Source organism: Caulobacter sp. FV1ye6ST (assembly GCF_058681225.1).
The window spans coordinates 972070-985840 of sequence record NZ_CM178733.1; the positions used below are offsets into that span (position 1 = coordinate 972070).

Annotated in this window: 13 protein-coding genes and 1 pseudogene; 13 read left to right on the plus strand and 1 reads right to left on the minus strand. The window is 69.5% G+C overall.

From position 1 onward, the window contains the following. The first annotated feature begins 1 nt into the window (after position 1). The 13 genes and pseudogenes from ACW175_RS04755 (at position 2) to ACW175_RS04815 (ending at position 12862) form a co-directional block, all read left to right on the plus strand. Positions 2–1393, plus strand: coding sequence for an ATP-binding protein (locus tag ACW175_RS04755; protein WP_492103490.1), 1392 nt, complete (start codon positions 2–4; stop codon positions 1391–1393). A gap of 201 nt (positions 1394–1594) precedes the next feature. Next, positions 1595–2926, plus strand: a complete 1332-nt coding sequence (locus ACW175_RS04760; RefSeq protein WP_492103491.1) for a hypothetical protein — start codon at positions 1595–1597, stop codon at positions 2924–2926. Positions 2927–3021: 95 nt separating this feature from the next. Further along, entirely contained in the window at positions 3022–4128 is a 1107-nt protein-coding gene (ccmI, locus tag ACW175_RS04765) for a c-type cytochrome biogenesis protein CcmI (RefSeq protein ID WP_492103492.1), read from the plus strand. Next, complete coding sequence (gene ccmE, locus ACW175_RS04770) at positions 4125–4628, plus strand: cytochrome c maturation protein CcmE (RefSeq protein WP_492103493.1); 504 nt, start codon at positions 4125–4127, stop codon at positions 4626–4628. The genes ccmI and ccmE overlap by 4 nt, the downstream gene beginning before the upstream one ends. Continuing rightward, positions 4625–6607, plus strand: a complete 1983-nt coding sequence (locus ACW175_RS04775) for a heme lyase CcmF/NrfE family subunit (protein ID WP_492103494.1) — start codon at positions 4625–4627, stop codon at positions 6605–6607. Before ccmE ends, ACW175_RS04775 begins: the two co-directional genes overlap by 4 nt. Continuing rightward, on the plus strand, positions 6604–7056 hold the full coding sequence (locus ACW175_RS04780; protein ID WP_492103495.1) for a cytochrome c-type biogenesis protein: 453 nt from the start codon (positions 6604–6606) through the stop codon (positions 7054–7056). The genes ACW175_RS04775 and ACW175_RS04780 overlap by 4 nt, the downstream gene beginning before the upstream one ends. Positions 7057–7201: 145 nt before the next feature. Continuing rightward, positions 7202–8782 (plus strand): Do family serine endopeptidase, encoded by a 1581-nt coding sequence (locus ACW175_RS04785; RefSeq protein WP_492103496.1) that lies wholly within the window; start codon positions 7202–7204, stop codon positions 8780–8782. 14 nt (positions 8783–8796) lie between these two features. Further along, a pseudogene (locus tag ACW175_RS04790) lies at positions 8797–8882 on the plus strand (hypothetical protein); the annotation flags it as partial. 172 nt (positions 8883–9054) lie between these two features. Next, on the plus strand, positions 9055–9726 hold the full coding sequence (uczR, locus tag ACW175_RS04795; protein WP_125155742.1) for a two-component system response regulator UczR: 672 nt from the start codon (positions 9055–9057) through the stop codon (positions 9724–9726). A 32-nt stretch (positions 9727–9758) separates the two neighbouring features. Next, positions 9759–9980 (plus strand): hypothetical protein, encoded by a 222-nt coding sequence (locus tag ACW175_RS04800; protein ID WP_492103497.1) that lies wholly within the window; start codon positions 9759–9761, stop codon positions 9978–9980. 8 nt (positions 9981–9988) lie between these two features. Next, entirely contained in the window at positions 9989–10294 is a 306-nt protein-coding gene (locus tag ACW175_RS04805; protein WP_492103498.1) for a type II toxin-antitoxin system RelE/ParE family toxin, read from the plus strand. Between the two features lie 3 nt (positions 10295–10297). Next, positions 10298–11704 carry a two-component system sensor histidine kinase UczS gene (uczS, locus tag ACW175_RS04810; RefSeq protein WP_492103499.1) on the plus strand — a complete coding sequence of 469 codons (1407 nt, stop codon included), beginning with the start codon at positions 10298–10300 and terminating at the stop codon, positions 11702–11704. 21 nt (positions 11705–11725) lie between these two features. Next, entirely contained in the window at positions 11726–12862 is a 1137-nt protein-coding gene (locus ACW175_RS04815) for a threonine aldolase family protein (RefSeq protein ID WP_492103500.1), read from the plus strand. On the opposite strand, the gene ACW175_RS04820 is transcribed toward ACW175_RS04815, so the two are convergent. Next, complete coding sequence (locus ACW175_RS04820) at positions 12816–13757, minus strand: M56 family metallopeptidase (RefSeq protein WP_492103501.1); 942 nt, start codon at positions 13755–13757, stop codon at positions 12816–12818. The genes ACW175_RS04815 and ACW175_RS04820 overlap by 47 nt on opposite strands. Positions 13758–13771 lie beyond the last annotated feature (14 nt).

Below are 13771 nucleotides of genomic sequence, written 5' to 3' on the forward strand. Positions count from 1 at the left end.
TTTGCTGGACCTGCGCCGCCGCTCGCTGGTCCGCCGCCTGGTCCTGATCGCCGGGATCTGGACCCTGCTGGTCGTGCTGATCGCAGGTGTGTTCCTGACCGCCCAGTTCCGCAGCGCCGCCATCCGGCGCTTCGACCAGTCTCTGGCCGTGCTGACCGACGACCTCTATGCCGGCTCGACCGTCGAGGAGGGCCAGCTGCGCGCGCCGGTGCTGACCGACATTCGCGCCACCCGCGCCTATTCCGGCCGCTACTGGGTGATCCTGGACAAGTCGGCGGACGGGGCGATGCGGCCGGTCGAGCGCTCGCGCTCGCTGTTCGACAGCGACCTGATGCTGTCGTCCAAGCAGATCGACCAGCTGGACGCCGCCCCGGGCAAGACCCAGTACTTCAACATGCGCGGTCCACAGGACAAGCCGCTGCGCGCCGCCGCCATCCTGGCTCGCCTGCCGGGCTATGCCGATCCGGTGGTGTTCCTGGCCGCCGAGGACCGCACCCCGATCGACGCCGACGCCGACCGTTTCGCCGGAGTCACCGCCGTCGCCCTGGCGATCCTGGCCGGCGGCCTGATCCTGGCCACGGTGGTGCAGGTGCGCTTTGGCCTGCAGCCTCTGTTCCGTCTGCGCCGCGAGGTGGCCTCGGTGCGTCGCGGCAAGGCCGAGCGCCTGGCCGACGACTATCCCGAGGAGCTGGAGCCGCTGTCTCGCGAGCTGAACGCCCTGCTGGCCCACAACCAGGAAGTCGTCGAGCGCCAGCGCACCCACGTCGGCAACCTGGCCCACGCGCTGAAGACCCCGCTGTCGGTGATGCTGACCGAGGCCTCCCAACAGCCGGGTCAGCTGGCCGAGGTCGTCGAGCGCCAGGCCCAGACCATGCGCGAGCAGGTCGACCACCATCTGCGGCGGGCCCGCGCCGCCGCCCGTTCGCAGACCTCGGGCGAACGCACGCCGGTCGAGCCTATCCTGGACGAACTGGCCGTCACCCTGGAGCGGATCTTCCAGGACAAGTCGGAGGGGCGGGGGATCGAGATCGACTGGCGCTGCCCCGAGGACCTCTGCTTCCAGGGCGAGAAGCAGGACTTCATGGAGCTGGCCGGCAACGTCATGGAAAACGCCGGCAAGTGGTGCCGGGGCAAGATCCGCGCCGAGGCGACGCCCTCGGGCGAGGCGCGGATGCTGCTGACCGTCGACGACGATGGTCCCGGCCTGCCGCCGGAGGCGCGCGCCCAGGCCCTCAAGCGGGGGCAACGGCTCGACGAAAACGCCCCGGGATCCGGTCTGGGCCTGTCGATTGTCGACGAATTGACCCGCGCCTATGGCGGATCGGTGCGGCTTGGTGAATCGCCGATGGGCGGATTGCGCGTGACCCTGGATCTGCCGAGGGCTGAAACCTAACTTTCGGTTGTGTTCAATTGTTACGGGGCGGGCTTTGCCGCACCGATGATAGCGGTGACTTAAACTTCTGGTGGCTAAAGACTTTCCCACCGCGACATCTGGATGCGGTCCGCGTGAATTTTACGCGATTTCGGAAATCCTTAACCTCGTTCCTAACATGGTTGACGCCTGTCGGAATCGGTTGCGCCGACACGGGGGACCATGGCCGCCATCGCCGCGCACAAATTGCAGATCATCCGGACGCTGGTGGAAACCGCTCCGGACGCGGCGCTGCGCAGTCTTGAACTGGCGCTGTCCAGCGCCGGCGCGACCGGCTCCCTGGCCTTGGTGCGGGGTCTGGTCGAGGACGAGACCGCCAGCCGCTTCGTGCGCAACAACATCCTGGCTCCGATCGTGCCGCTGTGCGCCACGCGGCGCGAAGGCCAGGTCCAGTTTCCCTCGGCGGTGCTGCCGCGCCTGTGGCGGGCCCTGAAGGCTGAGGTTCCGTCGCGGATCGACGACGCCGCCGCCAAGTGCAATCCGTGGGATCTCGAACAGGGTGTGCCGGAGGTGTTCGACGATCTGTGCAAGACCGCCGCCGCCGGCCTGCGCGATCCCGAGAACGCCGCCTTCGATAGCGTTCGGTCCATCTGCGACCCCGAGCAGCTGGCCATGTGCCTGCAACTCTCGGTCATCACCCGCTCGTGCCTGCCCAAGCTGTCGGAATGGGTCAGCCGCATGTCGGACGAGCGCGGGGCCGCCGCCCGCCTGGCCTACCGCGACGCCTGCCGGATCAGCGAGGACGCTGGGCCGCTGTTGCTGGACATCCTGTCGGCGCACCTGCCGGACGACTGGCGCATCCTGCGCGTGATCTCGGCGGTCATGGATCGGCCCAGCGACCGCTACCTGGCCTCGTCCGAGGTCAAGGCGTTCGGCGAGCGCGTTCTGACCGAGATCGACGCCGCCATCGTCGAGGTCGAGACCTTCAACTTCTCGGACGGCGAGCGGGTCGGCCGGAAGGCCGCCCAGACCGCCCACAAGGTCCAGCTGCAGATCGTCGAGTTCCAGCAGTCGGTCGATGTCGCCAAGGACGGCCCGTGGGGAAAGCGTCTGGCGCGCCACAAGCAGGCGATGGCCAAGGCCTGCGAAATCAGAATGGACCAGGCCGACAAGGTCCTGGAAGCGGCTCTGCCGCTGCGGTCGATCTCGATGATGTCCAAGAAGGCCAGCAAGGGCGCGGCCAGGCTGACCGAGGAGCCGGACGAGGCGTTGATCCGCCGCGCCCAGTCGGCGCTGGCCTTCATCGCCGAACTGCGCTCCTGCGCCGACAAGGCCGGCTATGGCACGTCGCGCAACAAGGTCCTGGAAAAGCTCAATAGTCGTCTCGACCCCTATATCGAGGACGTCCTGCACGTCGCCCGCACCGGCGACGGCGGCGACGCTGGATTGGCCGTGAAGTACCTGGACGTCGCCGCCGGCTTCATCGCCTACACCCGCGACGACAAGACCGCCGAGATCGTGCGCCGACGCGCGGCCGCGGCGATCGCCGCCTAGGCCTTTTGCCCGATCCGTCCTCCAAGGAAGGCCGTGGGCTCACTTAAGCGCTTTTTCCGCTAACGGCCGAGGCAGGAACAGGCTACCACGCGGCCATGATCGCTTTCTGGATCGCCGCGGCGGGGCTGTCGGCCGCGACGGCGGGGCTGGTGCTGCGGGGCGCGGCGCGCGCCCGGCCCGTCGACGACGCCCAGGCCCGGCTTGAACCGCATCGCCGCCGTCTGGCCGAGGTCGAGCGCCTGGCCATCGATGGCCTGTTGGCGCAGACCGAACTCAAGGCCGCCCGCGCCGAGGCCGGGCGAGGCCTGCTGGCCGCGGCCGACCAGGCCGAGACCTGGGCGCGCGACGGGGTCGGTCCCCGCAAGGCGGTGGTGATCGCCGTCGGCGCGGCCTGCGTCGCCGCCGTCGGCCTGTATGTCGCCTTAGGCAAGCCCGAGATGGCCGACCAGCCCTACGTCAAGCGCGTGGCGGAATGGAAAGCCGCCGACCCGTCCACGCTCGAACCCGCCAAGATCGCCGCCGTGCTGGAAGGCGTCGCCGCCGAGCGGCCGACCGATCCCGAACCGCTGGCCTTCCTGGCCAAGGCCCGCGCCGCAGCCGGCGACCTGCCCGGCGCCGAAGCCGCTCTGCGCAAGGCCGTCCGCCTGGCGCCCAAGCGCGGCGACCTCTGGAGCCTGCTGGGCGAGACCTTCGTCATGGAGTCCAAGGGGCAGGTGGGCGCCGACGCCAAGCTGGCCTTCGGCGAGGCGCTGAAGGTCGCGCCGAACGACATTCGCGCCCGCTACTATCTGGGCCGCGGCAAGGTCGCCGACGGCGACGTGGTCGGCGGCGTCGCCGACTGGCGCGCCCTCGCGGCCAGCCTGCCGGCCAACGACCCGGGCCGCGCGGCGCTCTCCCAGGAGATCGCCCAGGTCGAAGCCTCGGGCCGCCTGCCCAGCGACCAGCAAGCCGCCGATCAGAATCCGCAGGTGCAGGGCATGATCGCCGGCATGGTCGAAGGTCTGGCCGCGCGCCTGGCTCAATCCCCCGACGATCCCGACGGTTGGGTCCGCCTGGTCCGCGCCTATTCCGTGCTGGGCGAGAGCGCCAAGCGCGACGCGGCGCTGGCCTCGGCGACCGCCCGCTTCAAGGACCAGCCCAAGGTGCTGTCGGCCCTGCGCCAGGCCGCCGACACGCCTCCGCGGAAGATTGCCCAGCCATGAGTTTCTGGCCCAAATCCCGCAAGGCGCGTCGTCGCCTGACCATCCTGCTGGCCGTCGCGCCGGTGCTGGCCCTGGCCGTCGGCCTGGCGCTGTATGGCCTGCGCGACAACATCTCGCTGTTCTACACGCCGGCCCAGGCCCAGGAGGCCCACGTCGCGCCCGGCCGCAAGGTGCAGCTGGGCGGCCTCGTCCAGCACGGCAGCGTCGTCAAGCATCCCGGCGGCGATGTCGACTTCGTGGTCGCCGACCAGAGGGCCACGGCGAAGGTGAGCTATCACGGCGACCTGCCGGACCTGTTCCGCGAGGGGCAGGGTATCGTCGCCGAGGGGACGTTCAATGAAAGCGGCGTCTTCGTCGCCAAGCAGGTGCTGGCCAAGCACGACGAACGCTACATGCCCCGCGACGTCGCCAAGGCGCTGAAGAAGCAGGGCGAGTGGCGCGGCGAGGGCGCGCCCCCTCCGAACTATGGCGCGCCGAGCTACGGAAAACCGACCACATGATCGTCGAACTGGGCGCCTTCGCCCTGATCCTGTCGCTGATGCTGTCGGTCGCCCAGACCGGCCTCTCGGCCGTGGGCGGCGCGCGGCGTTCGCCGGTGCTGGCCGGGGCCGGACGCGGCGCGGCGGTGGCGACCTTCGTGGCCGTCGCCGTGGCCTTCGCGGCCCTGATCCACGCCTTCGTGGTCTCGGACTTCTCGGTGGCCAATGTTGCCGCCAACTCCCACACCGCCAAGCCGCTGCTCTACAAGGTGGCCGGCGCCTGGGGCAGCCACGAGGGCTCGATGCTGCTGTGGTGCCTGGTGCTGACCGGGTACGGCGCGGCCATGGCCTTCTTCGGCGACAGCCTGCCGCCGCGCTTGCGGGCCTACGCCATCGCCATCCAGGGCGCGCTGGGCGTGATGTTCCTGGCCTACACCGTCTTCGCCTCGAACCCGCTGGCCCGCCTGGTCGACGTTCCGGTCGAGGGCCGCTCGCTCAATCCGCTGCTGCAGGACTGGGCCTTGGCCGTCCACCCGCCGTTCCTCTACAGCGGCTATGTCGGCTTCTCGGTGGTCTATTCGCTGTCGCTGGCGGCGCTGATCGAGGGCCGGATCGACGCGGCCTGGGCCCGCTGGGTGCGGCCCTGGACCCTGGCGGCCTGGAGCCTGCTGACCGTCGGCATCACGCTCGGCGCCTTCTGGGCCTATTACGAGCTGGGCTGGGGCGGCTGGTGGTTCTGGGACCCGGTCGAGAACGCCAGCTTCATGCCGTGGCTGATCGGCGCGGCCCTGCTGCACTCGGCCATCGTCACCGAGAAGCGCGGGGCGCTGCCCGGCTGGACGGCGTTCCTGGCCCTGGCGGCCTTTACCTTCTCGATGCTGGGCGCCTTCCTGGTGCGTTCCGGCGTGCTGACATCCGTCCACGCCTTCGCGGTCGACCCGACGCGCGGCGTGCTGCTGCTGATGATGATGGGCGTCGCGGCCGGCGCGGGCTTCCTGCTGTTCGGCCTGCGCGCCGGCGGCCTGAACCCTGGCGGCCAGTTCCGTCCCGTCAGCCGCGAGAGCGCCATCGTGCTCAACAACATCCTGCTGTCGACGGCGACGGCGGTGGTGCTGCTGGGCACGCTGTATCCGCTGATCCGCGAGGCCATGGACGGCGAGGCCGTCTCGGTGGGCACGCCGTTCTTCAACCTGACCTTCGTGCCGCTGATGATCCTGGCCTTCTGCGTCCTGCCAGCCGGGCCGCTGCTGGCCTGGAAACGCGGCGACGCGCGCGGCGTGGCCCGCAAGCTGTGGGTCGTGCTGGCCGCCGCCGCCGCGCTGGGCCTCGTGGCCTACGGCGTCGTCCAGCCGCGCAAGGCCCTGGCCAGCGCCGGTCTGGCCCTCGGCTTCTGGCTGCTGGGCGGGGCGCTGCTGGAGATGGCCGAGCGCCTGAAACTGTTCCGAGCGCCCGCCGCCGAGAGCGTCCGTCGCGCCAAGGGCCAGCCGCGCGGGGCCTGGGGCACGACCCTGGCCCATGCGGGCCTGGGCATCTTCGTGCTGGGGGCCTCGTTCGAGACCGCCTGGCGCGTCGAGGCCGCCCAGGCGCTGAGCCTGAACGACAGCCACGCCCTGGGCGCCTACACCCTGACCCTGACCGATGTCGGCACGGTCGAGGGCCCGAACTATCTGGCCGAGCGCGGGATCGTGAAGGTCCTCGACAAGGCCGGCCATGAGATCTGCCACGCCGAGCCCGAGCGCCGCTTCTATCCGACCGGCTCCCAGACCACCTCGGAAGTCGCCATCTGCCCGCGCGGACTGGACGACATCTATGTCGTGTTGGGCGAGCGCCGGGCGGGCGAGGGCGGCAAGCCGGCCTGGCTGGTGCGCGCCTATGTGAACCCGTGGGTGCGGCTGATCTTCCTGGGCCCGCTGATCATGGCCCTGGGCGGGGTGGTGTCGCTATCCGACCGCCGCGTGCGCCTGGGCGTCGGCCGCCGCGCCGGCGAGGTCGTGTCGTGAGCCGCGTCCGCGCCTTGCTGGTCGCGCTGGCCGCCGTCGCCCTGATGGGCAGCGCGTCGGAGCCCAGCGAGCGTCTGCCCGATCCGGCGCAGGAAGCCCGCGCCCGCGATCTCTTCAAGGAAGTCCGCTGCCTGGTCTGCCAGAACGAGTCGATCGATGACTCCGAGGCCCAACTGGCCGGCGACCTGCGGCGAATTGTCCGTGAACAGGTCAAGGCGGGTCGCAGCGATCGCGAGATCCGCGCGTTCCTTGTGCAGCGTTACGGCGAGTTCGTGCTGTTGAAGCCGCGCTTTTCGGCCGGCAACGCCGCGCTGTGGCTGGCTCCGGTGGGGGTGCTGCTGGTCGGCGGCGTCCTGATGGTCGGCTTGCTGCGGCGTCGCGAGACCGTCGAGACAGAGCTTTCGCGCGACGAAGAGGACCGCGTCGCTAGATTGCTGCAAGACGATTGACACGATTGCGCCGAAATGGAGCCGCAAGAAGCGAGTTCCAATGACGCAAAGGTAATCCGAGAACCATTGCACGTTTCGCCGTCACGACTAGGTTCTCAGATCCAAAGGGACCGCGCGTAGGACGCGCGGGTGAGGAAAGCAGAGAATGACCGCTAGGAAGTCGGGTTTCGTTGTGGGCGCCATCGCGGGCGCGGGCGTGGCTTGCGCCGCTCTGGCCGGTGTGGGCATGCGCATGGGAACGGCGGCCGCCGAGGCTCCCGTGGCCCGTCCGGCCGTGGCCGGTTCGCCGTCGTTCGCGCCGCCGCCGGGCGCGCCGATGTCGTTCGCCGATATTTTCGAGAAGGTTTCGCCGGCGGTCGTCCAGATCAACGTGACCTCCAAGGCCTCGCCACAAGCGCTGCGCATCCCGGGTCTCGAAGGCTTCGACATCGTGCCGCGCGGCCAGAAGGGCAAGCCGGGCCAGGGCCAGGACGGCGAGGACGGCGATTCGCCGGCCACGCCGAAGCAGCAGTCGGCCGGTTCGGGCTTCTTCATCTCGGCCGACGGCTACATCGTCACCAACAACCACGTCGTGGCCGACGCCGACGACATTCAGGTCGTCATGAAGGACGGCCGCGAGCTGAAGGCCACCCTGGTCGGCCGCGACGAGGGCACCGACCTCGCGGTGATCAAGGTCATCGACCCCAAGGCCAAGGGCGCGGACTTCCCGTATGTGAACTTCGAGAACCAGGCCAAGCCGCGCGTCGGCGACTGGGTCATCACCATCGGCAACCCGTTCGGCCTGGGCGGCACCGCCACGGCCGGCATCATTTCGGCCTACAACCGCGACCTGGGCGACAACACCTCGTCGTTCGTCAACTACATCCAGATCGACGCGCCGATTAACCGGGGCAACTCGGGCGGTCCCAGCTTCGACATCTATGGCCGGGTGATCGGCGTCAACAGCGCCATCTACTCGCCGTCGGGCGGCTCGGTCGGCATCGGCTTCGCCATTCCGGCGGACATCGCCGAGGCGACCGCCAAGCAGCTGATTTCGGGCGGCAAGGTTGTGCGCGGCTATATCGGCGTCACCATCCAGGACTTCAGCGCCGAGTCGGCCGAGGCCCTGGGCCTGAAGGACGTGAAGGGCGCGATCGTCGCCGAGCTGGTCCCGGGCGGTCCCGCCGCCAAGGCCGGCCTGCTGCCGGATGACATCCTGACCGGCGTCAACGGCGTGACCATCGCCAACCGCTCGGAACTGACCCGCGAAGTGGCCAAGGCCCGTCCGGGCGAGACCATCAAGATGTCGATCATCCGCGACGGCAAGCCGCGCGTGGTCGACGTCAAGTCGGGCACCCGTCCGGCCGAGAACGCCTTGGGCCTGAACGACGACGATAGCGACAAGGACGGCGGCGCCGCCCAGACCCCGGACAAGCCCGTTACCCAGAAGGTCGACTCTCTGGGTCTCACGCTCGGCCCCATCGATCCGGCCTCGCGCCAGACCTACAAGATTGACAGCGAGATCAAGGGCCTGCTGATCACCGGCGTGAAGGGTGACAGCGACGCCGGCGAGAAGGGCCTGGCCAAGGGCGACGTCCTGGCGAACATCAACGGCATGGCGGTTGCCAGCGTCGTCGACGTCAACAACGCCGTTGCCTCGGCCAAGAAGGCCGGCCGCACCAGCGTGCTGGTCAAGGTGATCCGCCAGAACCGCCCGGTCTTCGTGCCGCTGAAGATCGCGCCGTAAGGCCGGCGCGTGAAATCCTCGTCCTTCGACAAGCTCAGGATGAGGATTTCACGGCGACCGCGGTAGTCCTCACCCTGAGCCTGTCGAAGGGCGAGGGCGGGCCAACGATCAGCCCCGCTTCGGATCTCCGCGGCGGGGCTTTTTCTGTCCAAGGTTTAAGTTACGGCGCTCGCCGAAACCGCTATTGCAAGAGCAACTATCGCGCGATGCGTGGAATCGGGGGAACGTCGATCGTTCCGCCATTCCGCCCGAGCGCATGAGGGGCTCTGACGATGCGTATTCTGATTATCGAGGACGACCTGGAGGCCGCCGCCGCCATGGCCCACGGCCTGACGGAGGCCGGCTACGACGTCCAGCACGCGCCGGACGGCGAGGCTGGCCTGGGCGAGGCCCAGAAGGGCGGCTACGATGTCCTGGTCGTCGACCGGATGATGCCGAAGATGGACGGCGTCACCGTCGTCGAGACCCTGCGCCGCGAGGGCGACCAGACGCCGGTGCTGTTCCTGTCGGCCCTGGGCGAGGTCAATGACCGCGTGGTCGGCCTGAAGGCCGGCGCCGACGACTATCTGGTCAAGCCGTACGCCTTCCCCGAGCTGATGGCCCGTGTCGAGGCCCTGTCGCGCCGCCGCGAGACCGGCGCCGTCGCCACGACCCTGAAGGTCGGCGAGCTGGAGATGAACCTGATCAACCGGACGGTCCACCGTCAAGGCAAGGAGATCGACCTGCAGCCGCGCGAATTCCAGCTGCTGGAATTCATGATGCGCCACGCCGGCCAGTCGGTGACCCGCACCATGCTGCTGGAGAAGGTCTGGGAATATCACTTCGACCCGCAGACCAACGTCATCGACGTCCACATCTCGCGGCTGCGCAGCAAGATCGACAAGGGCTTCGACCGGGCCATGCTGCAGACCGTGCGCGGCGCCGGCTACCGGCTCGATCCGTAGGCGCTCGGGCCAGGTTGTGGTACGGTCAAACCATGAACAAGCCGGCGAAACCCGTGGCGCGGTCTGACGACGCCTTCGAGATGTCCGAAGCGGCGTGCGATGCTCAGTTCGACGCCTGGGTAGAACGCAATCGAGATGCGTTCGTGGCGTCGCTGGAGGAGGCTCGGGCCCAGATCCAGCGCGGGGAAGTCGATACACGCAGCTTCGCCGAGATCATCGCGGAGGGAACTCTCAGGCTCGGCTTGAAGTCCTGATATCGCGGATGGCGGGGCGGGTCACGAGGTCGACGGAGGTCGCGCGCGATCTTGACGGTGTCTTCGGCGATATTGTCCGGAACAACGGTTGGACCGTAGCGGTCGCTCAGATGCAACGGCTCGAAAGGGCGTTGGAGCGCCTTGGCGATTTTCCCAGACTTGGCCGACCTCGTGTCGACATCGATGGCGAGCTTTTCATTCTCCCCATACCGCCCTGGACAATCGTCTACGAGATTCATGACGCCGATGTGCACGTGCTGAGGATTATCGATGGTCGCCGTGATCTCGGTGCGGCCCTGCGTAGGAAACCCTGACCTATGCGTCTGCCGCGCCTTCTCCGCACCACGCCGTTCCGGTTGACCCTGCTGTTCCTGGTCCTGTTCGCGGCGGCCGCCAGCGCGTTCCTGGGCTACATCTACGTGGCCACGGCGGGCGAGGTGAACCGCCGCTCGCAGGCCGAGATCAGCCGCGAGTTCGAGAGCCTGGAGGCGGCCTACCGCCAGGGCGGCGTCGACGCCCTGAACCAGACCATCGTCGAGCGGGCGACGGGCGAAAAGCCGTTCCTCTATTTCCTGGCCGACAAGGCCGGCAAGCGCATCTCGGGCTCGATCGAGGAGTCGCCGGTCAGCGACTTCACCGGCGACGGCCCGACCTGGGCCAGTTTCAAGGTCACCGAGACCGATCTCGATGGCGCCGAGGTCAAGGCCGCCGCGCGCGGCGTGCAGCAGCGGCTGGACCACGGCGAGATCCTGTTCGTCGGGGCCGATGTCGACGCCTCCGAGGCCTATGTCCGCAAGATCGTCCGGGCCCTGTGGGGCGCCGCGGTCCTGGTCATCCTGCTGGGCCTGTCGGGCGGCGTCCTGATCAGCCGCAATGTCAGCCGCTCGATGCAGGGGCTGGTCGACGTGGTCAACGACGTCCGCGCCGGCGACCTGCACGCCCGGGCCAAGATCCGCGGGGCGCGCGACGAGTATGACGAACTGGCCGAGGGCCTGAACGACATGCTCGACCGCATCGAGCGTCTGATGGGCGGCCTGCGCCACGCCGGTGACGCCATCGCCCACGACCTGCGCTCGCCCCTGACCCGCCTGCGCGCCCGGATGGAAGTCGCCCTGATCGACGCCGAGAACGGCAAGGGCGACCCGGTGGCGGCGCTGGAGACGGCGCTGCAGGACGCCGACGGTGTGCTGAAGACCTTCAACGCCGTGCTGGCCATCGCCCGCCTGCAGGCCGCCGGCTCGGCGCCGGACCAGCGCGTGTTCGACGCCTCGGAACTGGCCAGCGACATGGCCGAGCTCTACGAATTCGCGTGCGAGGACAAGGGGCTGGACTTCAAGGCCGAGATCGTCCCGGCCCTGACGATCAAGGGTAACCGCGAGTTCCTGGCCCAGGCGCTGGCCAACCTCCTCGACAACGCCATCAAATATACGCCGGAGGGCGGGGCGATCATGCTGCGGGCGCGGCGCACCTCGTCCGGCGAGCTGGAGTTCTCGGTCACCGACACCGGCCCCGGCGTGCCCGAGGCGGACCGCCCCCGCGTGGTCCAGCGCTTCGTGCGCCTGGAGAACAGCCGCAGCGAGCCCGGCGCGGGTCTGGGCCTGTCGCTGGTCAGCGCCGTCGCCGTCTCGCACGGCGGCCGGCTGGAGCTGGCCGAGGGGCCGGGCGAATATAACGGCATGGGCCCTGGCCTGCGCGTCGCCCTGGTGCTGCCGCGGGTGGAGTAGTCTTGGCTTGAGGAGGGCTTGATGGACCGTCGACAGTTTCTGGCTGGATCACTGCTCGGCGCCGTCGTCGCGCCATCCCTGGCGCTGGCCCAGACGCAAGCCTCCCCTCCGCCGTTTCCGCCCGTCGACGCCAGGAGCGTCTGGCTGGTCGGCGACAGCGCCCCGCCCGACGCCGTGCGCACCGCCACCCGCCTGGTCGAGCTTGTCCAGAAGGGCAAGCCGCGCGACAGCTACCTGTCCGGCGGCGCGGTGGCCGAGCTGGAGACGCGGTTCGCGACCCTGCTGGGCAAGGAGGATTGCGCCTTCCTGCCGACCGGCACGCTGGCCAATCACGTGGCCGTGCGTATCCTGGCCGGGGACGCCACGCGGGTCATCGTCCAGCACGAGAGCCACCTCTATCGCGACGAAAGCGACGCCACCCAGCTGCTCTCCGGCCTGAACCTGGTCAACCTGGCCCCCGGGCGCGCTGGTCCGACGCTGGACGAGATCAAGGCCGCGGTCGACGAGGCCGAGAACGGGCCATATCCGCTTCGGATCGGCGCCATCTCGCTGGAAAGCCCGGTGCGCCGCGCCCATGGCGAGCTGCTGGAGGAGTCGGCCCTTCGGGACATCGCCGCCTACGCCAGGTCCAAGAGCATCCGCCTGCACCTGGACGGCGCGCGCCTGCTGCTGGCCCCGCCCAGCTACGACGTGGCTAGCGCCGCGGCGCTGTTCGATACAGTCTATGTCTCGCTCTACAAGTACCTGGACGCGCCGTTCGGAGCGGTGCTGGCCGGCTCCAAGGCCGACATCGCCAAGGCCCGCGCCCTGCGCCACCAGTTCGGCGGCGCGATTTATCAGGGCTGGGAGAGCGCGACGCTGGCCCTGGCGGCGCTGGACGACTTCGACGCCCGCCACAAGGCCGCCTTCGCCACCGCCGACCAGGTGTTCGCCGCGTTGGAGAAGGCGGGCGCCGCCAAGCTGAAGCCCGCGCCCAACGCCTCGAATATCCGTCAGCTGGCCCTGAAGCCCAAGGTCGCCGAGGGCCTCTTTGACCGCCTGCGCGTGGCCGGCGTGCGCCTGCCGAGGCCCGACAAGGGCGGCGTAGTCGACTTCTGGATCAACGACACGATCAACCGCCGGCCGGCCGACGAGTACGTGAAGCTGTTCCTGGGTTAAGGTCGGCTAAGGCGGCCTTGGGCACTCTCCAGCCATGCTCCGCGCTCGGGACATACAGCGCGTCCGGGGACATGGCCAGCGGGTCGAAACCACGCGGGGCCATGGTCCACACGCCCACGAAGGTGGCGATCGCCAGGACCGGCAGGAGCACATAGCCGGCGAACTGGCGGCGGACGCTGGGCTCGGTCCGGCCTAGGAAGCCGACGCGCAGCACCAGTGGATGGGTTCCCCAGCCGCAGGCCAGGGGCGAGGCGACGCCGAAGCGCGAGACCTTCAGCAGCGCCCGGGCGTAGTCGGCGCGGATACCGTCGCGCAGCGCCAGCACCGTGGCGTCGCAGGCCAGTTCCTGATCGATGCGGACGAAGGCCGCGCCGAGGTGGATCATGGGATTGCACCAGCCCGCCACGCGGCAGCCGGCCACGATGAGGTTGGCGACCGGATCGCCCCGGCGGATGTGGGTGCGCTCGTGCAGCAGGATCAGGTCGCGCTCGCGGGCGCTGAAGCGGGGCTCGAAATCGGCCGGCAGCACCAGGCGCGGCCACAGGGCGCCCATGACGGCGGGGCCGGCTTCGCCCCGTTGAGCCCGGCGGCGGAAAGCCCGCTCCTGCAGCATCATGGCGCCGGCGAGCAGCGCCGCCCCCATCAGCCAGGCCAGCAGCAACTTCAGCGCCAGGCTCGGCCCCAGCGGCTCGGCGGCGACGCCGGCCCGGGTGGTCTCGGCCATACTCGGAAACAGGCCGGCGATGGCGGCGGTCGGGACCAGCATCCACAGGCCATACGCCAGGCGCGGTCCCAGCAGCCAGCGAACCGGCAGGCGCAGCAGCAGCACGGTCAGCACGCCGACGGCGGCGGCGATCTGCGCGCGCATCAACGCCAGGACCAGCAGATCGATCATCGCCTTGCTCCCCT

Bases quoted from the DNA above. Each gene is read 5' to 3' on its own strand.
- ACW175_RS04760 (WP_492103491.1), top strand. From the start codon at position 1,595: ATGGCCGCCATCGCCGCGCACAAATTGCAGATCATCCGGACGCTGGTG.
- ccmI (WP_492103492.1), top strand. From the start codon at position 3,022: ATGATCGCTTTCTGGATCGCCGCGGCGGGGCTGTCGGCCGCGACGGCG.
- ccmE (WP_492103493.1), top strand. From the start codon at position 4,125: ATGAGTTTCTGGCCCAAATCCCGCAAGGCGCGTCGTCGCCTGACCATC.
- ACW175_RS04775 (WP_492103494.1), top strand. From the start codon at position 4,625: ATGATCGTCGAACTGGGCGCCTTCGCCCTGATCCTGTCGCTGATGCTG.
- ACW175_RS04785 (WP_492103496.1), top strand. From the start codon at position 7,202: ATGACCGCTAGGAAGTCGGGTTTCGTTGTGGGCGCCATCGCGGGCGCG.
- uczR (WP_125155742.1), top strand. From the start codon at position 9,055: ATGCGTATTCTGATTATCGAGGACGACCTGGAGGCCGCCGCCGCCATG.
- ACW175_RS04800 (WP_492103497.1), top strand. From the start codon at position 9,759: ATGAACAAGCCGGCGAAACCCGTGGCGCGGTCTGACGACGCCTTCGAG.
- ACW175_RS04805 (WP_492103498.1), top strand. From the start codon at position 9,989: ATGGCGGGGCGGGTCACGAGGTCGACGGAGGTCGCGCGCGATCTTGAC.
- uczS (WP_492103499.1), top strand. From the start codon at position 10,298: ATGCGTCTGCCGCGCCTTCTCCGCACCACGCCGTTCCGGTTGACCCTG.
- ACW175_RS04815 (WP_492103500.1), top strand. From the start codon at position 11,726: ATGGACCGTCGACAGTTTCTGGCTGGATCACTGCTCGGCGCCGTCGTC.
- ACW175_RS04820 (WP_492103501.1), bottom strand. From the start codon at position 13,757: ATGATCGATCTGCTGGTCCTGGCGTTGATGCGCGCGCAGATCGCCGCC.